The sequence below is a fragment of the Pseudomonas sp. FW305-3-2-15-E-TSA4 genome, assembly GCF_058787295.1.
Genome location: NZ_JBYSZP010000007.1, coordinates 64,214 through 83,323, shown reverse-complemented (window position 1 = coordinate 83,323; position 19,110 = coordinate 64,214). Strand labels below are relative to the sequence as shown.

Annotated in this window: 16 protein-coding genes; 10 read left to right on the top strand and 6 right to left on the bottom strand. The window is 61.1% G+C overall.

The window, feature by feature from the left end:
• Positions 1-29: 29 nt before the first annotated feature.
• The 8 genes from AC3WMV_RS11515 (at position 30) to AC3WMV_RS11480 (ending at position 9,302) form a co-directional block, all read left to right on the top strand.
• Positions 30-797, top strand: coding sequence for a TerC family protein (locus AC3WMV_RS11515; protein WP_003220266.1), 768 nt, complete (start codon positions 30-32; stop codon positions 795-797).
• A 494-nt stretch (positions 798-1,291) separates the two neighbouring features.
• Complete coding sequence (locus tag AC3WMV_RS11510) at positions 1,292-2,950, top strand: Na/Pi cotransporter family protein (protein ID WP_096797619.1); 1,659 nt, start codon at positions 1,292-1,294, stop codon at positions 2,948-2,950.
• A gap of 177 nt (positions 2,951-3,127) precedes the next feature.
• A complete protein-coding gene (locus AC3WMV_RS11505) occupies positions 3,128-4,516 on the top strand; it encodes a M16 family metallopeptidase (RefSeq protein ID WP_027610256.1) in 1,389 nt (462 codons plus the stop codon).
• Between the two features lie 191 nt (positions 4,517-4,707).
• On the top strand, positions 4,708-5,736 hold the full coding sequence (locus tag AC3WMV_RS11500) for a DUF5924 family protein (RefSeq protein WP_096797617.1): 1,029 nt from the start codon (positions 4,708-4,710) through the stop codon (positions 5,734-5,736).
• Between the two features lie 54 nt (positions 5,737-5,790).
• Positions 5,791-6,939, top strand: a complete 1,149-nt coding sequence (locus AC3WMV_RS11495; protein WP_103367990.1) for an ABC transporter permease — start codon at positions 5,791-5,793, stop codon at positions 6,937-6,939.
• A complete protein-coding gene (locus tag AC3WMV_RS11490) occupies positions 6,936-7,739 on the top strand; it encodes an ABC transporter ATP-binding protein (protein WP_095139754.1) in 804 nt (267 codons plus the stop codon). The genes AC3WMV_RS11495 and AC3WMV_RS11490 overlap by 4 nt, the downstream gene beginning before the upstream one ends.
• A gap of 1 nt (position 7,740) precedes the next feature.
• The gene (locus AC3WMV_RS11485; protein ID WP_103367991.1) at positions 7,741-8,679 is read left to right on the top strand and encodes an MlaD family protein; all 939 of its coding nucleotides are present in this window, start codon (positions 7,741-7,743) and stop codon (positions 8,677-8,679) included.
• Positions 8,676-9,302: an ABC-type transport auxiliary lipoprotein family protein gene (locus tag AC3WMV_RS11480; RefSeq protein WP_097090205.1), complete on the top strand. Its 627-nt coding sequence runs from the start codon at positions 8,676-8,678 to the stop codon at positions 9,300-9,302. The genes AC3WMV_RS11485 and AC3WMV_RS11480 overlap by 4 nt, the downstream gene beginning before the upstream one ends.
• Before the next feature lie 121 nt (positions 9,303-9,423).
• Here AC3WMV_RS11480 and AC3WMV_RS11475 read toward each other — a convergent pair whose 3' ends face one another.
• The 5 genes from AC3WMV_RS11475 to AC3WMV_RS11455 all read right to left on the bottom strand — a co-directional run bounded on the left by AC3WMV_RS11475 (position 9,424) and on the right by AC3WMV_RS11455 (position 13,880).
• The gene (locus AC3WMV_RS11475; protein WP_025112290.1) at positions 9,424-10,653 is read right to left on the bottom strand and encodes a nucleoside recognition domain-containing protein; all 1,230 of its coding nucleotides are present in this window, start codon (positions 10,651-10,653) and stop codon (positions 9,424-9,426) included.
• Between the two features lie 203 nt (positions 10,654-10,856).
• Positions 10,857-12,188, bottom strand: coding sequence for a glutamate/aspartate:proton symporter GltP (gene gltP, locus AC3WMV_RS11470; protein WP_103367992.1), 1,332 nt, complete (start codon positions 12,186-12,188; stop codon positions 10,857-10,859).
• Positions 12,189-12,890: 702 nt separating this feature from the next.
• Positions 12,891-13,355, bottom strand: coding sequence for an inhibitor of vertebrate lysozyme family protein (locus AC3WMV_RS11465; protein ID WP_103367993.1), 465 nt, complete (start codon positions 13,353-13,355; stop codon positions 12,891-12,893).
• A 2-nt stretch (positions 13,356-13,357) separates the two neighbouring features.
• Entirely contained in the window at positions 13,358-13,522 is a 165-nt protein-coding gene (locus tag AC3WMV_RS11460; RefSeq protein WP_003177151.1) for a DUF1328 domain-containing protein, read from the bottom strand.
• Between the two features lie 73 nt (positions 13,523-13,595).
• On the bottom strand, positions 13,596-13,880 hold the full coding sequence (locus tag AC3WMV_RS11455; RefSeq protein ID WP_047297449.1) for a hypothetical protein: 285 nt from the start codon (positions 13,878-13,880) through the stop codon (positions 13,596-13,598).
• Between the two features lie 426 nt (positions 13,881-14,306).
• Here AC3WMV_RS11455 and algB point away from each other — a divergent pair, with 426 nt between their 5' ends.
• Positions 14,307-15,653 (top strand): sigma-54-dependent response regulator transcription factor AlgB, encoded by a 1,347-nt coding sequence (gene algB / locus AC3WMV_RS11450; RefSeq protein WP_027610247.1) that lies wholly within the window; start codon positions 14,307-14,309, stop codon positions 15,651-15,653.
• A 10-nt stretch (positions 15,654-15,663) separates the two neighbouring features.
• Positions 15,664-17,454 carry a KinB sensor domain-containing domain gene (locus AC3WMV_RS11445; protein ID WP_027610246.1) on the top strand — a complete coding sequence of 597 codons (1,791 nt, stop codon included), beginning with the start codon at positions 15,664-15,666 and terminating at the stop codon, positions 17,452-17,454.
• On the opposite strand, the gene AC3WMV_RS11440 is transcribed toward AC3WMV_RS11445, so the two are convergent.
• On the bottom strand, positions 17,451-19,064 hold the full coding sequence (locus tag AC3WMV_RS11440) for an EAL domain-containing protein (protein WP_027610245.1): 1,614 nt from the start codon (positions 19,062-19,064) through the stop codon (positions 17,451-17,453). The genes AC3WMV_RS11445 and AC3WMV_RS11440 overlap by 4 nt on opposite strands.
• Between the last annotated feature and the right edge of the window lie 46 nt (positions 19,065-19,110).

Here is a 19,110-nt window from a genome sequence, read left to right as displayed (position 1 = left end):
TGGTTTAACACTCGCTCAAAGGAATACACATGGATTGGCTGACCAACCCCGAAATCTGGGTTGCCTTCTTTACCCTGACCGCCCTGGAAATCGTTCTGGGCATCGATAACATCATCATGATTTCGATCCTGGTCAGCCGCATGCCCAAGCACATGCAGCAACGCACGCGGATCTTCGGCCTGGGCCTGGCGATGATCACGCGGATCCTGTTGCTGCTGTCGATCACCTGGGTCATGCGCCTCACCGCCGACCTGTTCGTGGTGTTCGGCCAGGGTATTTCCGGGCGCGACCTGATCCTGTTCTTCGGTGGCCTGTTCCTGCTGTGGAAGAGCTCGCAGGAGATGTACCACGCGCTGGAAGGCGAAGACGAAACAGGCGACGAGCCTTCGGGCAAGGGCGGCAACTTCCTTTACACGATCATTCAGATCGCGATCATCGACATCGTGTTCTCGCTGGACTCGGTAATCACTGCCGTCGGCATGGTCTCCCATGTGCCGGTGATGGTCGCGGCAATCGTCGTCGCCGTGCTGGTGATGATGGCGGCCTCGGGCAAGATCAGCGAGTTCATCGACAAGCACCCGTCGCTGAAGATGCTGGCGCTGTCGTTCCTGCTGGTGGTCGGTACCGTACTGATCGCCGAGTCGTTCGACGTGCATGTGCCGAAAGGCTACGTCTACTTCGCCATGGCGTTCTCGCTGGCGGTGGAAGCGATCAACATCAAACTGCGCGGCGCGATGGCCCGGAAGAAACAGCAGCAGGATCCGGTGAAACTGCGCAAGGATGTTCCGGGGCAATAACCCGGTAGTCCTGAATCACGCAACACCCCTGTGGGAGCGAGCCTGCTCGCGAAGACGGAGTGTCAGTCGACAACAATGTTGGCTGACCCAGCGCTTTCGCGAGCAGGCTCGCTCCCACAGTTGTTTCTGCATTCAGGCGGGGGGACGAGGTTGTGCAGCACCCGGTTCACCGCCAGTTCGCTGCGTTTAATCCCCTCAAGCTCTGACACAAAAACCTGTGGGAGCGGGCTTGCTCGCGAAGGCGTCGTATCAGTCGATAGAAATGTTGACTGGCCCACCGCTTTCGCGAGCAAGCCCGCTCCCACAGGGAAATCGGGGTTTTCAAGTCAGGTGGATAAGGCCATTTTCATGACACTTTTGTTTCAATCCGCACTTTAGCTGTGCAATGCTGGCGCCCAGTCCGTTAGCCAACTACAGCTTAAGTATCAAAACGTAGAAACCGCGCGGTACCGTCAACTTGCCCCTCTGGGGCGCTGCTACTACAGGGGGTCTGCATGCTCACCCTGCTCAATCTGCTTTCTGCAGTGGCCCTGCTGATCTGGGGCACGCACATCGTCCGAACCGGCATCCTGCGGGTGTACGGCACCAATCTGCGCCATGTGATCGGCCAGAACATGTCCAAACGCTGGCTCGCGTTCGTCGCCGGCATCGTCGTGACTGCGATGGTGCAGAGCAGCAACGCCACGGCCATGCTCGTCACCTCCTTCGTTGGTCAGGGCTTGATGGCGCTGACCCCGGCGCTGGCGACCATGCTTGGCGCCGACGTCGGTACCGCGCTGATGGCGCGGGTGCTGACGTTCGACCTGTCGTGGCTGTCGCCGCTGCTGATTTTCCTCGGGGTGATTTTCTTTCTGTCGCGCAAACAGACGCGGCTCGGGCAGATGGGCCGGGTCAGCATCGGTCTGGGGCTGATCATTCTCGCGCTGCAACTGATCGTGGAGGCCGCCGCACCGATTACCCACGCCCAAGGGGTGAAGGTGATCTTTGCTTCGCTGACCGGCGACATCCTCCTCGACGCCCTGGTTGGTGCGTTGTTCGCGATGATTTCCTATTCCAGCCTCGCCGCCGTGCTCCTGACCGCGACGCTGGCCGGTGCCAGCGTGATCAGCCTGCCGGTGGCGATCGGTCTGGTGATCGGCGCCAACATCGGCAGCGGCGTGCTGGCGTTCATGAGCACCAGCATGCAGAACGCGGCCGGGCGGCAAGTGGCGCTGGGCAGCCTGCTGTACAAACTGATCGGCCTGCTGCTGATCATCCCGGTGCTTGACCCGCTGGTGCACTGGATGGACGGCCTGGATTTCAGCCCGCAGGAAATGGTCATCGGCTTCCACTTGCTCTACAACACCGCGCGCTGCCTGATCCTGCTGCCCAGTGTTTCGCCGATGGCACGGCTGTGTGCCTGGCTGCTGCCGGAGCGCCCGGAGGTCAACGGCACCGCCAAGCCGCGGCATCTCGATGCGACGGCGCTGGTCACCCCGAGCCTGGCGTTGGCCAACGCCGCCCGCGAGACCCTGCGCATGGGCGACCTGATCGACAACATGCTCGACGCGATGCTCGATGTGCTGCGCGGCAAGCAGACCGCCATTACCCAGGAAATGCGCCGACTGACCGATGACGTCGAAGCGCTGTACAGCGCGATCAAGCTGTATCTGGCGCAAATGCCCCGCGAGGATCTCGGCGAACAGGACAGTCGGCGCTGGGCTGAGACCATCGAGCTGGCGATCAACCTGAAACTGGCCAGCGACCTGATCGAACGCATGCTGCGCAAAGTGCAGCAGCAGAAGACTTCGCAGCGTCGGTCGTTTTCCGAAGAGGGTCTGGAGGACCTGGCCGGGCTGCATCAGCAACTGATCGCCAACCTGCGCCTGGGCCTGTCAGTGTTCCTCAGCGGCGACAAGGAGAGCGCCCGTCAGCTGTTGCGCGAGAAACGTCGCTTTCGCGCGCAGGAACGGCGTCTGGCCCATGCCCATGTCAGCCGTTTGCAACGTAAGATCGTGCAGAGTCTGGAAACCAGTTCGCTGCATCTGGAGCTGATTGCGGATATGAAGCGCTTGAATTCGCTGTTTTGCAGCAGTGCTTACGTGGTGCTGGAAACGGCGGATACCGGGGCGCTGGAAGCGGATGATATTGCCGACATTACGCATTCGCCTTGAACGTCTGGGGCTGGGGTCAGTCAGTAACTCAGAGTTCAGCTTCACGGACGCCATCGCTGGCAAGCCAGCTCCCACAGGGTTTTGTGAGCGCCGCAAATCCTTGTGGGAGCTGGCTTGCCAGCGATGGGGCCCTGACTGACGACACGGATCTCCAAATCAGCCGTATGGAAGCCTGTTATGCGTTGCCTGTTGTTCGCCTGTCTGTTGCTCGGTTCCCTGCCCGCCTTCGCCGTTGATCGCTTTCAGGTCGAAGGCTACGCGCTGCCCAACGGTTTGCAGCTGTTGCTCAAGCCCGGCACCGAGCGCGGGCATGTGGCGATTCGTCTGGTGGTGGGCGTCGGTCTCGACGATTTCGACTGCGATGAAAAAGAGCTGCCGCACCTGCTTGAGCACCTGCTGTTCAGCGGCGTCGATGCCACCGGCGAAGGCGGCCTCGAGGAGCGCATGCAGGCGCTGGGCGGTGAGTGGAACGCGTTCACCAGCAACGCCGACACCACGTTCGTCATCGAAGCCCCGGCAAAGAATCAGCGCAAGGTCCTCGACCTGTTGCTCGACCTTTTGACCCAGACCCGCATCGACGACAACGCGATCAACGCTGCCAAGCGCGTAGTCGAGCGCGAGGACGGCGGCCACTACACCCGCCTGCAACGCTTTCTCGACCGTCAGGATCTGGGCCACACCGCGAGCAATCAACTGGCGGTTGAGCTTGGCTTGAAATGCCCGCAACGGGCCGAGGTCGGTCACCTGACCCAGAAGCAACTGGAGAAGGTGCGCAAGACCTGGTACGCGCCGAACAACATGACCCTGATCGTCGTCGGTGAGCTCGACAAACTGCTGCCGGCCTATCTGGAACGCACCTGGGGCGCGCTCGAAGCGGTGGACCCGGCGGAGCACCGTGAGCTGCCGGACATCCGCACCAGCGCCGCCCATGAACGCACCCTCACCCGTGGCTTCATCGGCGACAGCGCCAAGTTGCACTGGCTGGTGCCGGAGCCGATGCTCGACGATCAGTACGACGAGACCTTCGACATCCTCAAGGACTACCTCGACTGGGCGCTGTACCGGCAGATTCGCCTGAATCACGGCCTGTCCTACGGGCCATGGGCCGAGCGCGAAGTGTTTGGCGGGGTCGGCTTCATGAGCCTCAACGCTGACGTGGATCGCGATGACCTCGCCGAAGCCCAACAGGTGCTGGAAGACCTCAAGGCCGACCTGCTGAAAAACGGCCTCGACCCGGACACCTTCGCCCGGATCAAACAAGCCGCCATCGCCCATCAGGCCTGGGCGGTACAGGGCAACAGTGCCATGGCGGATTACTACTGGAGCGCGCTGGGTGATTACGAGGACGGGCGCTTTGCCAACCCGGCCCGAGAGCTGCAAGGCGTGACGCTGGAGACGGCGAACAAGGCCATGCGTGAATTGCTGTTGCAGCCGGGATATCTGCGGATCGAGAAGCCGTTGCTCAGTGATGATGAAGTGTTGTGGCTGATTGCCGGTGGCCTGGGCGTGGTCTTGCTGGTGCTGATTGGCTGGCGGTTGCACCGTCGTAAGCCAGCCAAACACTGAACCTGTGGGAGCGGGCTTGCTCGCGAATGCGGTGTGTCATTCAGCAATGATGTCGACTGACACGGCCCCTTCGCGAGCAAGCCCGCTCCCACAGGGATCCGTGCTGATTTTACTGACCGGGAGCCTCGCCACGTTGCCCGGCGGACGGTACTCTGTCGAGGTTTTTCCCTATCCAGTCGTGAACCGCCACCATGCAGAAAATCCCCCTCCTGATCCAGCGCATTCTCGAGCTGATGAAGCGCTATCCCGGGGTGATTGCGCTTGGCGGTTTCATCTCCGGGGTCGGCAGTTTCATTCTGGTCGATCGCCAACAGGGACTGGCGAGCTGGATCACCATCATCATGCTGCTGAGCTGGATCTGGCTGATGCTGGAAAACACCCTGACCGGCCTGTTCACGCGCATCTTCAAGCGGGAGATCCCCCAGCCGCTGCTGCGTTACGCGACGCAGATGATCCATCAGGAAAGCCTGTTTTTCGTCCTGCCGTTCTTCTTCATCACCACCACCTGGAACAGCGGTCAACTGATCTTCACCGGCCTGCTGTGCATCGCCGCGCTGATCTCGATTGTCGATCCGCTCTATTACAAATGGCTGGCGCCACGGCGCTGGGCTTTTCTCGCGTTGCACACCCTGACCCTGTTCGCCGCCCTGCTCACCGCGCTGCCGGTGATCATGCACCTGACCACCGCGCAGAGTTTCAAATGGGCGCTGGGCACGGCGGTGGTGTTGTCGTTCCCGAGTCTGGCGTCGATCTTCCCGATCCGCACCGTGCGCAACGCGTTGGCCATTCTGTGCATCACCTTCGGCATTGGCGCGGTCGGCTGGACGCTGCGCTCGTGGGTGCCGCCGGCGACGCTGTGGATGACCGACGTGGCGATCAGCACCCAGTTGCAGGATCGCACCCCGGGCGACAGCCTCGAACAGGTCAGCGCCGAGCAGATCCGCAACGGCGGTCTCTACGCCTACACCGCAATCAACGCGCCGCGCGGGCTGGATGAGCGGATCTACCACGTGTGGCAGTTCGACGGCAAAGAGGTCGACCGCATCGCTCTCGATATCCACGGCGGGCGTAAGGAGGGTTACCGGGCGTGGACGCACAAGCAGAACTTCCCCGGCAACCCGGCGGGCAAGTGGCAGGTGCGGGTGCTGACTGAAGATGGTCAGGTGATCGGCGTGTTGCGTTTCGAAGTGACAGACAGCACAGCGATCAAAGAAAAGTAATCCGGTTCGTGCTATTACGTTAGTTCGCTTAATAGCCGGACAAGCACGGAGCTTATGATCAGCAGCTCAATGAGCGGTAATGCCCAGCTGGACACGTCAATCAGCCCTGCCCGCCTGCGGGTTTCCGGGGACTGGACGCTTGCCCATTACGCCGACCTCAAGCACCTGACCGAAAAACTCCGCGGCCAGTACGACGCCAATACCGTGGTCGACCTCAACAGCCTCGGTGCGCTCGACACCGCTGGCGCTTCGTTGCTGGTGGAGCTGCTCGGTTCCGAGCGTCTGGGCAAATCCGCCGAACACCCCGACTGCACGATTTCCCAGGCTGACCGCGCGCTGCTGCAGACTGTGTATCGCTCGCTGACTGATTTCTGTGTGCCGGTCAAAGAGCCGGAAGTCAGTGTCAGCGTGCAACTGCTGACCCGCATCGGGCGCGCCGTGGAAACGGTCTGGCAGGACACCCTGCAAGTGCTGGGTTTCATCGGCCTGATCCTCGAAACCATCGCCCGCAACCTGTTGCGCCCCAAGCGCTGGCGCATCACCCCCGTCGTCGCCCACATCGAACAGACCGGTCTCGACGCCGCGCCGATCGTGGCGCTGCTGACTTTTCTGGTCGGCGCAGTGGTGGCGTTTCTCGGCGCCACGGTGCTGGCCAGTTTCGGCGCGACGATCTTTACTGTGGACCTGGTGGGCTTCTCTTTCCTGCGTGAGTTCGGCGTGTTGCTCACGGCGATCCTGATGGCCGGCCGCACTGCCAGTGCTTTCACCGCGCAGATCGGTTCGATGAAGGCCAACGAGGAGATCGACGCGATCCGCACCCTCGGCCTCGACCCGATGGAGCTGCTGGTGGTGCCGCGCGTGCTGGCGATGCTGGTGGCGCTGCCGATGCTGACGTTTCTGGCGATGCTCTGCGGGAGCATCGGCGGTGGCGTGGTGTGCGCGGTGTCGCTGGGGATCTCGCCGGCAATGTTCCTCTCGCTGCTGCAGAGCGACATCGGCATTCAGCACTTTCTGGTCGGCCTGGTGAAAGCGCCGATCTTTGCCTTCCTGATCGCCACGATCGGTTGTCTGGAAGGCTTCAAGGTCAGCGGCAGCGCCGAATCGGTCGGCGCCCACACTACGTCTGCCGTGGTGCAGTCGATTTTCGTGGTGATCGTGCTCGATGCGGTGGCTGCGCTGTTTTTCATGGAGATGGGCTGGTGAGTCGTCTACCCCGCGCGCCCTCGGAGGCGGTGATCGAAGTCCGTGGCCTGTGCAATCGCTTTGGCAGCCAGAGCGTGCACGAGAATCTCGATCTGGATTTGTACAAGGGCGAAATCCTCGCCGTGGTCGGCGGCTCCGGCAGCGGTAAATCGGTACTGTTGCGCAGCATTGTCGGTCTGCGCCGGCCCAGCGAAGGCAACGTGAAGGTGTTCGGGCAAAACCTGCCGAGCCTGTCCGAGCATGAGCGTTCGCTGGTCGAGCGGCGTTTCGGCGTGCTGTTCCAGAAAGGTGCGCTGTTCTCCTCGCTGACGGTGACCGAGAACGTCGCCCTGCCGCTGATCGAACACGCCGGCCTGAGCCGCCACGACGCCGAGCATCTGGCGGCGGTGAAGCTGGCGCTGGCCGGGCTGCCGCTGTCGGCGGCGGACAAATACCCGGCCTCGCTGTCCGGCGGGATGATCAAGCGCGCTGCGCTGGCGCGGGCTCTGGCGCTGGACCCGGACATCCTGTTTCTCGACGAACCCACCGCCGGCCTCGATCCGATTGGCGCGGCGCAGTTCGATCAACTGATCCTGACCCTGCGCGATGCGCTGGGCCTGAGTGTGTTTCTGGTGACCCACGACCTCGACACGCTCTACACCATCACCGACCGGGTGGCGGTGCTGGCGCAGAAGAAGGTGCTGGTGGCCGGCCCTATCGATGTGGTGTCGGAAACCGATGACGCGTGGATTCACGAATACTTCCACGGCCCGCGTGGCCGCTCGGCGCTGGACGCCGCCAAATTGCTCAACGAGGTCTGACATGGAAACCCGAGCCCATCATGTGTTGATCGGCCTGTTCTCGGTGATAGTGGTTGCAGGCGCCCTGCTCTTCGGCCTGTGGCTGGCCAAGTCCAGCGTCGACAGCGAGTTCAAGGATTATGAAGTGGTCTTCAACGAGGCGGTCAGCGGCCTGTCCAAGGGCAGCCCGGTGCAGTACAGCGGGATCAAGGTTGGTGACGTGGTCAGCCTGCGTCTCGACCCGAAAGACCCACGCCGAGTGCTGGCGCGGATTCGTCTGGGCGGTGACACCCCGGTCAAGGAAGACACCCAGGCCAAACTGGCGCTGGCCGGGATCACCGGCACTTCGATCATCCAGCTCAGCGGCGGCACTCCAGAAAGTCCGAAGCTGCGTGGGCATGACGGCGAGCTGCCGACCATCGTCGCGGCGCCCTCGCCGATTTCCCGCCTGCTCAACGACAGCAACGACCTGATGACCGGCATCACCGCGCTGCTGAGCAACGCTAACCAGATGTTCTCCCCGGAGAACGTCGAGCGCGTCAGCAACACGCTGGCGCATCTGGAGCAGACCACCGGTTCGATCAACGATCAGCGCGGCGACCTGCGCCAGGCCATGCAGCAACTGGCGAGCGTCGGCAAGCAGGCCGGCAGCATGCTCGAACAAACCTCGGCGTTGATGCGCAACGCCAACGGCCTGCTCAACGATCAGGGCAAGCAGGCGCTGGGCAGTGCCGAGCAGGCGATGAAGTCGCTGGAGCAAAGCAGCGCCACCATCAACGGCCTGCTGAGCAAGAATCAGAACTCCCTCGACAACGGTATGCAGGGCCTCAATGGCCTGGCGCCGGCGATCCGCGAACTGCGCGAAACCCTGACTTCGCTGCGCGGCATTTCGCAACGCCTTGAGGCCAACCCCAGCGGCTACCTGCTGGGCAGTGACAAGAACAAGGAATTCACCCCATGAAGCTGATTCATTTCGCTCTCCTCGCCAGCCTCGCTTTGACCAGTGCCTGCTCGATCCTGCCCAAGGCTGAACCTTCGGACGTCTATCGCCTGCCCGCCGCGCAAGCGCCCGCCTCAGCCAGTTTGGCGGCGACCCAGCACTGGTCGCTGCGCCTGAACAAGTTGCAGGCCAGCGAAGCGCTGAACCGGCCGAACATCGCGGTGATTCCACAGGGCGACGTGATCAGCAGCTACAAGGCGTCGCGCTGGAGCGATCCGGCGCCGGTGCTGGTGCGTAATCGGCTGCTCGATGGCTTTGCCCGCGATGGTCGGGTGACACTGCTCAGTACCGATGACAGCAACTTCGCTGCGGATCTGGAACTGGGCGGCAGTTTGCAGGCGTTTCAGACCGAGTATCAGGGCAATCAGGCCAGCGTCGTGGTGCGCGTCGATGCGCTGCTGGTGCGCGGCTATGATCAGAAGATTCTCGCCAGCCGCCGCTTCGAAGAGCGTCAGCCGTTGAACGATGTGCAGGTGCCAGCGGTGGTGGCCGGGTTTGGACAGGCCAGTGATCGGCTGACGGCCAAGGTTGTCGCCTGGGCTGTTCAGCAAGGCCAGCAATTCGCCCAACAACCCAGACCTTGAACCTTACACATAACCTCTGTGGGAGCGGGCTTGCTCGCGAAGGCGGTGTGTCAGTCAATATACAGGTCGACTGACCCGCCGCTTTCGCGAGCAAGCCCGCTCCCACAATGGGGATTCGTGGTTAACCGAAGAACCAGTAGCAGACGCCGATGGCGCCGAGTACGCCGGCCAATTCAGCCAGTAGCGCGCATCCAACGGCGTGCCTTGCGCGCTGAATCCCCACCGCGCCGAAATACACTGCCAGCACATAGAACGTGGTCTCGGTGCTGCCCTGAATCGTCGCCGCCACCAGTGACGGGAAGCTGTCGACGCCGGAGGTCTTCATGGTCTCGATCAGCATCGCCCGTGCGGCGCTGCCGGAAAACGGTTTGACCATCGCCGTCGGCAACGCATCGACAAAACGCGTATCCCACCCGGCCCACTGCACCAGATGCCGAATACCGTCCAGACCAAAGTCCAGCGCTCCCGAGGCACGCAGCACACCAATTGCGCAGAGCATCGCCACCAGATACGGCAGCAGGTTCTTGGCGACGTCGAAGCCCTCCTTCGCGCCCTCGACGAACGCTTCGTAAACCTTGACCTTGCGTAACGCGCCGATTACCAGGAACAGCATGATCAGGCCGAACAGCGTGAGGTTGCCAAGGATCGACGACAGCCCGGCCAGTGCCGTGGCCGACATCGTCGCCAGCAGCGCCATGAAGCCGCCGAGGATCAGTGCGCCGGGAATCAGATAGGCCAGCACCACCGGGTCCCAGATGCGCAGGCGCTGCATGAACGCCACCGAGAGGAAGCCGACGATGGTCGAGCAACTGGTCGCCAGCAGAATCGGCAGAAACACCAGAGTCGGGTCTGGTGCGCCTTGCTGGGCGCGATACATGAAGATTGTCACTGGCAGCAGGGTCAGCGATGAGGCGTTGAGCACCAGAAACAGGATCTGCGCGTTGCTGGCGATGGTCGCGCTGGGGTTGAGCTCCTGCAGCGCCTTCATGGCCTTGAGGCCGATCGGCGTGGCGGCGTTGTCCAGGCCCAGGCCGTTGGCGGCGAAGTTCAGGGTAATCAGACCGAGCGCCGGGTGACCGGCCGGGACTTCCGGCATCAGCCGCAGGAACAGCGGGCCGAGGACCTTTGCCAGCCACTCGACGATCCCGGCCTTCTCGGCGATGCGCAGAAAGCCCAGCCACAGGGTCAGCGTGCCGAACAGCAGCACCATGACCTCGACCGAGAGTTTGGCCATGGCGAAAATGCTTTCCACCATCGCCGCGAAAATCCCGGCGTTGCCACCGACCAGCCACTGCACCAGCGCAGATATTGCCGCCACGACGAAGAAGCCAAGCCACAGGCCATTAAGCATCAGTCAAATCCCCCGGAAGATGCGGCGAATGATAGCGGGGTCGCCAGAAACGACAAACCCCGGATTGCTCCGGGGTTTGTCTTCTGTATGCGCCGATCCAATGTGGGAGCGGGCTTGCTCGCGAAAGCGGTGTGTCAATCAACTGAGATGTCGAATGTACCGGCCTCTTCGCGAGCAAGCCCGCTCCCACAAGGGTGTTTGCATTATGGCTTGGAGATCTCGCCAGCCGGCAGTTTTTCCTTGCTGCGCCAGTGCGGCAGGGAGTTCCAGTAGCGCTCGCCCTTGGCGTCGTCGTACATGCCTTCCCAACGCGCGATAACCAGCACTGCCAGGGCGTTGCCGATCACGTTCAGTGCGGTACGCGCCATGTCCATGATGCGGTCGACACCGGCGATGAACGCCAGGCCTTCCAGCGGGATACCGACACTGCCCAGCGTCGCCAGCAGCACCACGAAGGACACGCCCGGTACGCCGGCGATGCCTTTGGAGGTGACCATCAGGGTCAGCACCAGCAGCAATTGCTGGCTGATCGACAGATCGATGCCGTACAGCTGGGCAATGAAGATCGCGGCGATCGACTGGTACAGGGTCGAGCCGTCGAGGTTGAACGAATAGCCGGTCGGTACCACGAAGCTGCAAATGGCTTTCGGTGCGCCGTAGGCTTCCATCTTCTCGATCACCCGTGGCAGCACGGTTTCCGAGGAGGCGGTGGAGTAAGCCAGGACCAGCTCATCCTTGAAGATGCGCATCAGCTTGATCACCGAGAAGCCGAACAGCTTGGCGATCAGGCCCAGCACCACGAAGGCGAAGAAGGCGATGGCGACGTAAACCAGGATCACCAGTTTGGCCAGCGGCAGCAGCGAGGCAAAACCGAAGTTGGCCACGGTCACCGCGATCAGGGCGAACACGCCGATCGGCGCGTAGTTCATGATCATGTGGGTGACTTTGAACATGCTTTCCGAGACGCCCTGGAACATCTTCACCAGCGGCTCGCGCAGGTCCGACTGCAGGCTCGACAGACCGAGACCGAACAGCACGGAGAAGAAGATGATCGGCAGCATTTCGCCACGCGCCATGGCCGCGAAGATGTTCGACGGGATCAGGTTGAGGATGGTCTCGATGAACGCGTGTTCATGCTGCACTTCGGCGGCGGTCGCCTGGTACTTGGAGATATCCACCGTGCCCAGGGTGCTCATGTCGATGCCGGCGCCCGGGTGGAACAGGTTGGCCAGCAGCAGGCCGACGATGATCGCGATGGTGGTGACGATTTCGAAGTAGATGATGGTCTTCAGACCGATACGCCCGAGTTTCTTGGCGTCGCCCACGCCGGCGATGCCGACGATCAGGGAGGAGATGACGATCGGGATCACGATCATCTTGATCAGACGGATAAAGATATCGCCTGCCGGTTGCAGGACGTTGCTGATCCACCAGGCTTTTTCGGCACTGAAGTGGTTGAGCAACGCACCAATTGCAATCCCTAAAACCAGACCGATGAGGATCTGCCAGGCGAGGCTGAGTTTTGCCTTCTTCATTATCTTTACCCTTACTTGCGTTTGACTCAGGCACATGCAGGAACTGGAACGCTCTGTCAGCGGAAAAGTCTGTGCATCTGCCTCCGTATAAGGTGCCCCGAAGCGCGTATTTACGGCTCTTCGGCAGGCGAAAAAAGGCGCAACTATTCCGATGCAAGGTTGCGCCGTCTAATGCCGTAAACGCCTACCCTATGCCGAATCGGCATGAGCTTTTTTAATTGAAACTGGCGTCCCAACCGGTTCGATTACGACATTTCAGCCGGCATAAGTGCCGTGAACCGGCCATTGCAGCGTAGATTGGTTATTTTTTAAACGAGAAATTTCGACGGAAATCTTAAGAAAAAGCCCACGTTTGCAGACTAGATGTCCCACTGTTTAAAGGGACTCTTTCTCGATATACGGTCGCCAGGAAACACCGCGTAATGTTTTCGCGCGCAGTGTGAGGCATAAAAAGATGAGCAGGACGCTCTGGATCAATGTTTTTGCATCGGATAAAGCTCAGCGCAAGTCCGTCGAACCACTGAGGGTCGGCGAACCTGCGTCGCAGCTTTTACCCTGACCCGGCCCTCGCGCAGGCACTCCCTGTACCCGTAGGTCACTCCGACCCTGCAACAGTCAGAACGTCCCGGCCCCTTGGTCATGCGCCAGCCTTCCTCGGGTAGGCGCAATAAAGGGCAGCGGGGCGCTGCCCTCATGTTCGAATCAATACCACTTCGGGTCTTTCTTCAGCGTTTCCATCAACAGGTTCTGCATACCCTCATCCGGTTTGCCGAGGAAGCGGTAGGTGGCATGTCGCGTTGGCGACTTGTCGGCCGGCAGTCCTTCGGGAACATCGACGAGCATGGCATATGCATCTTTCTTGTCGAAGCTGAAAGCCACGATCAAGCGGTGGTTGAGGCACTTGTCTGCGGATTCACAGAGCGGGCCGACCAAGTACTTGTCGCCGTCTTCAGTCACGGCATTCATCTGCTGGTCTGGCGTACCGGACAGGTTCATCACCCATTCCGGCAGGCGCTCTTCGTGCTTCACAACGCCTTGCCAGGTTTCACGGTATTGCGGGTCGGAGCTGAGCAGCTCGTTGACCCGCGCCTGGCCATCATTGGCCGCCATCGCCATGGCACTACCGCCCAGAAGCAGGGCGGCTGCCAGTGTCTTTAAAGCAATCATCGTTAACCTCGGCCGCGACGGCCAAAGAAGAAGGAAGCGATAAACATCACCAGGAACACGACAAAGAGAATCTTGGCGATACCCGTGGCGGTGCCCGCGATACCACCGAAGCCCAGTACGGCGGCGATGATGGCAATGATCAAGAATGTAATTGCCCAGCTCAACATGGTGATTCTCCTTACTTCTCTATTTAGGGATATTGCGTGTTCCGGCGCGATGCGCCCGAATTCTTCGGTTTCGTCAGAAAACCCAGCGCTCTTCACGTGGCAGTTGATCCAGCGGCTGTGGCTGATCGACATCCATCATGCGCATCGAGGCGCTTTCGGCCTGACTGCTGCTGACGGCGCTGAAGTGCGTCTGCGTGCTGTGTTGAATCGAGATCAGCGGCTCAGGCTTCTGGCTGTTTTCCCAGCTCAGGTATTGCTGGCAGGCGATCAGGGTGATCAACAGCGCAAGTACGCCAAACAGGCCTTGCTGGATATGCAGTGGCGAGATACGCACTTGGGCGGCACGTTGGCGAGTCATCCTGGGTTCCTCACTCTTATTCGGTTGGGGCAGTGGAATCTGCCCGGGCTGAATGAGGTATTGCAGGCTGCATGCCAGTTTTTTATTTGAAAAATATTCAATAAAATCAATGGTTTGTGAGTGAGTGAAATTCAGCGACGGACGCATCCTGCACGATGGGGCATCTACGGTCGTGCGAAATGCATGATTATTTCGTAGGAGATTTCATTCTTATGGAATTGAGAGCACGTCGCGGATGTCAGAAAAGTACGCAGGGAACCCTCTGTAAATCGGTGATTGTTTAAAAACTCAACAAAATCAACGGATTGGCCGTCAAGGCAGGAGAGAGCTACCCTCCCATGGCTCGCATCGTTCAGAATCAACCATGCAACTTGCCCGATTTTTCCGGGACTAACCCAAGATCAATCACTATGGAGCGTAGGAAAAATGGAATCTGCCACTGAGCATCAAGGCCGCATTCTGCTGGTGGACGACGAGTCCGCCATCCTGCGAACCTTTCGTTACTGCCTCGAAGACGAAGGTTATACGGTGGCCACCGCCAACAGCGCGGCTCAGGCTGATGCACTGTTGCAACGCCAGGTATTCGACCTGTGCTTCCTTGATTTGCGTCTGGGTGAAGACAACGGTCTCGATGTACTGGCGCAGATGCGCGTTCAGGCGCCATGGATGCGCGTGGTGATCGTCACCGCGCACTCGGCTGTCGATACCGCGGTGGACGCGATTCAGGCGGGCGCCGCCGACTATCTGGTCAAACCGTGCAGCCCCGACCAGTTGCGTCTGGCTACCGCCAAGCAACTGGAAGTGCGCCAGCTCTCGGCGCGTCTGGAAGCCCTTGAAGGCGAGATCCGCAAACCCAAGGACGGCCTCGACTCTCACAGCCCGGCGATGAAAGTCGTGCTGGAAACTGCGCGGCAGGTTGCCGGTACCGACGCCAACATCCTCATCCTCGGCGAATCCGGCACGGGTAAAGGGGAACTGGCCCGGGCCATTCATGGTTGGAGCAAGCGCGAGAAGAAATCCTGCGTGACCATCAACTGCCCGTCGTTGACCGCCGAGCTCATGGAAAGCGAGCTGTTCGGCCACAGTCGTGGTGCGTTTACCGGCGCCAGCGAAAGTACGCTTGGTCGAGTCAATCAGGCGGACGGTGGCACGCTGTTTCTCGACGAGATCGGCGATTTTCCGCTGACTTTGCAACCCAAGTTGCTGCGTTTTATTCAGGACAAGGAATACGAGCGGGTAGGGGACCCAGTGACCCGTCGTGCCGATGTGCGGATTCTCGCCGCGACCAACCTCAACCTTGAAGACATGGTGCGCGACGGGCGCTTCCGTGAAGACCTGTTGTATCGCCTCAACGTCATCACCCTGCATTTGCCGCCGCTGCGCGAGCGTGCCGAAGACATCCTGACCCTGGCCGACCGCTTCCTCGCGCGCTTCGTCAAAGAGTACGCGCGCCCGGCCCGGGGCTTCAGTGACGAGGCGCGAGAGGCGCTGCTGGGTTATCGCTGGCCGGGCAATATTCGTGAGCTGCGTAACGTGGTGGAGCGGGCGAGCATCATCTGCCCGCAGGAACGCGTGGAAATCAGCCACCTCGGCATGGCCGAGCAGCCGGCGAACAACGCACCTCGAGTCGGCGCCGCGCTGAGCCTCGATGAACTGGAAAAAGCCCACATCGGCGCGGTGCTGGCGACGGCAGGCACGCTGGATCAGGCGGCGAAAACCCTGGGCATCGACGCGTCGACCCTGTATCGCAAGCGCAAGCAGTACAACCTGTGAGCGCCCGACGATGAAGCTGGCGATGAAGTTGCGCACTCGCTTGTTCCTGAGCATTTCTGCGCTGATCACGGTCGCCTTGCTCGGGCTGTTGCTCGGGCTGGTCAGCGTGATGCAGATGGCCGGTACTCAGGAAGCAACGATCCGCAGCAACTTCGTGACCCTCGACCTGGGGCTCAAGTTGCGTCAGACCCTCGGCGACCAGTTGGTGCTGATGCTGGCCGAAAAACCCGATCCCGCCGCGTTCGAAGCGTCAAAGCAGCATTACCTGCAATTGCTGGATGAAGGCATTTCGCAGGAGGCCGACGGCGATGGCCGCCAGTACGGGTTTACCCAGGCCAAGGCCGACTATCTGAGTTTTCTCCAGGCGTTCGAGCTGTCGCGTAATCCGGGCAATGTGCTCAGCGGCAACAGCGACCTCAGAGAACGCTTCAACATCTTGCGCAACGGTTTGATTGCCGAGCACAAGCATGCGCTGGACAACATCAACGCCGTGCAGCATGACGCCCGGGAAAGGGCGCTGCTGGTCTCCGGCCTGCTAGGGTTGGTGGGACTGGCGGTGCTGATCATCGGCTTTGTCACCGCGCATGCGATTGCCCGGCGTTTCGGCGCACCGATCGAGGCGCTGGCGCAAGCGGCGGACAACATCGGCCAAGGCAATTTCGAGGTGACGCTGCCGATTTCCTCGGCGATGGAAATGAACCAGCTGACCAAGCGCTTCGGGCTGATGGCCGAGGCGCTGCGCGAGCATCAGGCGACCAACGTCGACGAGCTGCTGGCCGGTCAGCAACGCTTGCAAGCGGTGCTCGACAGCATCGACGACGGCTTGCTGATGATTGATCGCGAAGGGCATCTGGAGCACCTCAATCCAGTGGCCCAGCGCCAGTTGGGCTGGGACAGTGATCGACTCGGTCAGGGTTTGGGCACAGCGCTGGAGCGCCCGGAACTCGACGCACAACTGCAACTGGTGTTGCGCGGCGGCACCCTTGAGCGTGCTCCGGAAGATTTGAGCATCGAGGTCGATGGCGAATCACGTCTGCTGACTTACAGCCTGACGCCGGTCAGCCACACCCAGGGGCATATTCTTGGCGCGGTGATGGTGCTGCATGACGTCACCGAGCAGCGCGCCTTCGAGCGCGTACGCAGCGAGTTTGTGCTGCGTGCCTCCCATGAGCTGCGCACGCCGGTCACCGGCATGCACATGGCGTTCGGGCTGTTTCGCGAGCGGGCGAAGTTTCCCCCGGAGTCACGCGAGGCGGACTTGCTCGACACGGTCAATGAAGAGATGCAGCGCCTGATGCAGTTGATCAATGACTTGCTCAACTTTTCGCGTTATCAGAACGGTTTACAGAAGCTCACCCTGGCGCCGTGCTCCATCGAAGACTTGCTGGCGCAGGCGCAATCGCGCTTTGCGGATGCGGCGGCGGCCAAAGGCATTGCCTTGAACGTCGAAGTGCAGGGGCCGTTGCCGCGCCTGCAGGCCGATCAGGCGCAACTGGACCGGGTACTGGATAACCTGATCGATAATGCTCTGCGCCACACTGCCCGCGACGGGCAGATCCGCCTGCAAGCGCGCCGACATGGCGAGCGGGTGATTATCAGCGTCGAAGACAACGGAGAAGGCATTGCCTACGGGCAGCAAGGGCGGATTTTCGAACCGTTCGTGCAGGTCGGGCGCAAGAAGGGCGGCGCCGGGCTCGGTTTAGCTTTGTGCAAGGAAATTGTGCAGTTGCATGGCGGGCGCATGGGCGTCTATTCGCGGCCGGGGCAGGGCACGCAGTTCTACATGGCGCTGGCGGTCTAGGCTTCGTCATCCAGCCGGCGTCCGGCAAGGCGCCGTCCACGGGTGATCAGTTCAATGAACTGCACCGCACTCAAGGCCTGGGCGAACAGCCAGCCCTGACCGAACTTGACCCCCTCGCTGCTGAGAAACACGGCTTGCGCTTCGTGCTCGATGCCCTCGGCAATCACCTTCAGATCCAGTGCCTGCGCCATGTGAATGATGTGCGGAGCAACGCCACTGCTGGCCGCGTCATGACCGAGTGCGTCGATGAAGGCCTTGTCGATTTTCAGGCAGTCCACCGGCAACGTTTGCAGGTAGGCGAGGCTGCAATAACCGGTACCGAAATCGTCGATCAACACTTGATGGCCGACATCGCGCAAGGCTTGCAGGTTCTCCCGCGCCACCACCACATCGATCAGCCCGCGCTCGGTGACTTCGAAGGCGATCTGCCGCGCCGCAACCCGGTGCAGGGTCAACAGCCTGGCCATGACCTGGCCGATGCGCGGCACCATTACGTCGCATGCTGCGAGGTTGACCGAGATGTACAGCTGCGGATTGGCGCGCAGCACTGGTCCCAGTTGTTCCAGCAGCCGTTGCAGGACGAAATCGGTCATCTGCCGTATCTGCCCGGTGTTTTCTGCCAATGGAATGAACAGGTCGGGGCTGGTCAGGGTGCCGTCCGGGCGGCGCCAGCGCAGCAGGGCTTCGGCGCCCACGCAATTGCGGCTGTCGAGGTCGAATATCGGTTGATACAGCACTTGTAGCTCGCCCCGTCGTATCGCGCCCTGGAGTTCGGCGTCCAGTGACTGGCGCTGGCGCACCAGCAGAAACACGAAGAAACCGGCAAACGCCCCCAGCAGCAGGCAGGCCGGCACCATCCACCACCAGACGGTGGGAATGTGCATGCCACTGCGCGGAGTGATCAGCACCAATTGGTATTCCGGATTGTTGGTTGGCATGCGGTAGATCAGCCGTGACTGGGTGACTTGCAGGGCTTCGCGGCTCTTCGGTGGCCAGGTTTCGCTCGGTGGCCAGGTCTGTGCGGTGCCGAGTACCGGAATCGCTCGCCTGCCATGATCGAGTACCACCAGCAGGCTGCTGTCCGGTGGCAGGTCGACCATGTCGGTCAAATGCCCGCGCGATGTCGCCACACGGAAGTTGCCGCGCCCGAGCATCAGCGCCGCGCGGTTTTCATCGGGTTCGGTGGTGGTGTTGAGCCAGTAGCTGTAAGTCGGGCCCTTGATGTCCGGCGCGCGGACGACCGACAGTCCCTCCTGCCGGGGGCGGTTGGAGCAGATCCGCGAGCCGTCCATGTAGGCCGCTTCATAGACGAAGCGATAGTTGAACGTGACCTGTTGCAGGGTGGCGATCATTTCCTCATCGCAACTGCGCAACGGCTGCGCCTGGAGGTCGTCGAGACTTTCGCGCAACTGCCCGAACAGTTGCTCGAGGCGAGCCAGAAAACGCTCGCCCTGGGCGTTCATCTCCTGGCTTTCGTTCTGCTCGATCTGGCGCATGGCGACGAACATTCCGCCGGCGATCAGCAGGCTTGCACTGAGGACAGCCGCGATCATCGCCAAAAACCACGGGCGATAAAACCAGCTACGCAGCGTCGCTCGGGTAGCAACCATCATGGAATATCCGAAGAATTACCAATGAGTTATAGCTGCTGATTTC

Coding starts and splice junctions, on each gene's coding strand:
- gltP (WP_103367992.1), bottom strand. CDS start 12,188: ATGAAGAAGGCAAAACTCAGCCTCGCCTGGCAGATCCTCATCGGTCTG.
- AC3WMV_RS11460 (WP_003177151.1), bottom strand. CDS start 13,522: ATGTTGAGCTGGGCAATTACATTCTTGATCATTGCCATCATCGCCGCC.
- AC3WMV_RS11445 (WP_027610246.1), top strand. CDS start 15,664: ATGAAGCTGGCGATGAAGTTGCGCACTCGCTTGTTCCTGAGCATTTCT.
- AC3WMV_RS11510 (WP_096797619.1), top strand. CDS start 1,292: ATGCTCACCCTGCTCAATCTGCTTTCTGCAGTGGCCCTGCTGATCTGG.
- AC3WMV_RS11455 (WP_047297449.1), bottom strand. CDS start 13,880: ATGACTCGCCAACGTGCCGCCCAAGTGCGTATCTCGCCACTGCATATC.
- AC3WMV_RS11485 (WP_103367991.1), top strand. CDS start 7,741: ATGGAAACCCGAGCCCATCATGTGTTGATCGGCCTGTTCTCGGTGATA.
- AC3WMV_RS11475 (WP_025112290.1), bottom strand. CDS start 10,653: ATGCTTAATGGCCTGTGGCTTGGCTTCTTCGTCGTGGCGGCAATATCT.
- AC3WMV_RS11480 (WP_097090205.1), top strand. CDS start 8,676: ATGAAGCTGATTCATTTCGCTCTCCTCGCCAGCCTCGCTTTGACCAGT.
- AC3WMV_RS11515 (WP_003220266.1), top strand. CDS start 30: ATGGATTGGCTGACCAACCCCGAAATCTGGGTTGCCTTCTTTACCCTG.
- AC3WMV_RS11495 (WP_103367990.1), top strand. CDS start 5,791: ATGATCAGCAGCTCAATGAGCGGTAATGCCCAGCTGGACACGTCAATC.
- AC3WMV_RS11440 (WP_027610245.1), bottom strand. CDS start 19,064: ATGGTTGCTACCCGAGCGACGCTGCGTAGCTGGTTTTATCGCCCGTGG.
- algB (WP_027610247.1), top strand. CDS start 14,307: ATGGAATCTGCCACTGAGCATCAAGGCCGCATTCTGCTGGTGGACGAC.
- AC3WMV_RS11500 (WP_096797617.1), top strand. CDS start 4,708: ATGCAGAAAATCCCCCTCCTGATCCAGCGCATTCTCGAGCTGATGAAG.
- AC3WMV_RS11505 (WP_027610256.1), top strand. CDS start 3,128: ATGCGTTGCCTGTTGTTCGCCTGTCTGTTGCTCGGTTCCCTGCCCGCC.
- AC3WMV_RS11465 (WP_103367993.1), bottom strand. CDS start 13,355: ATGATTGCTTTAAAGACACTGGCAGCCGCCCTGCTTCTGGGCGGTAGT.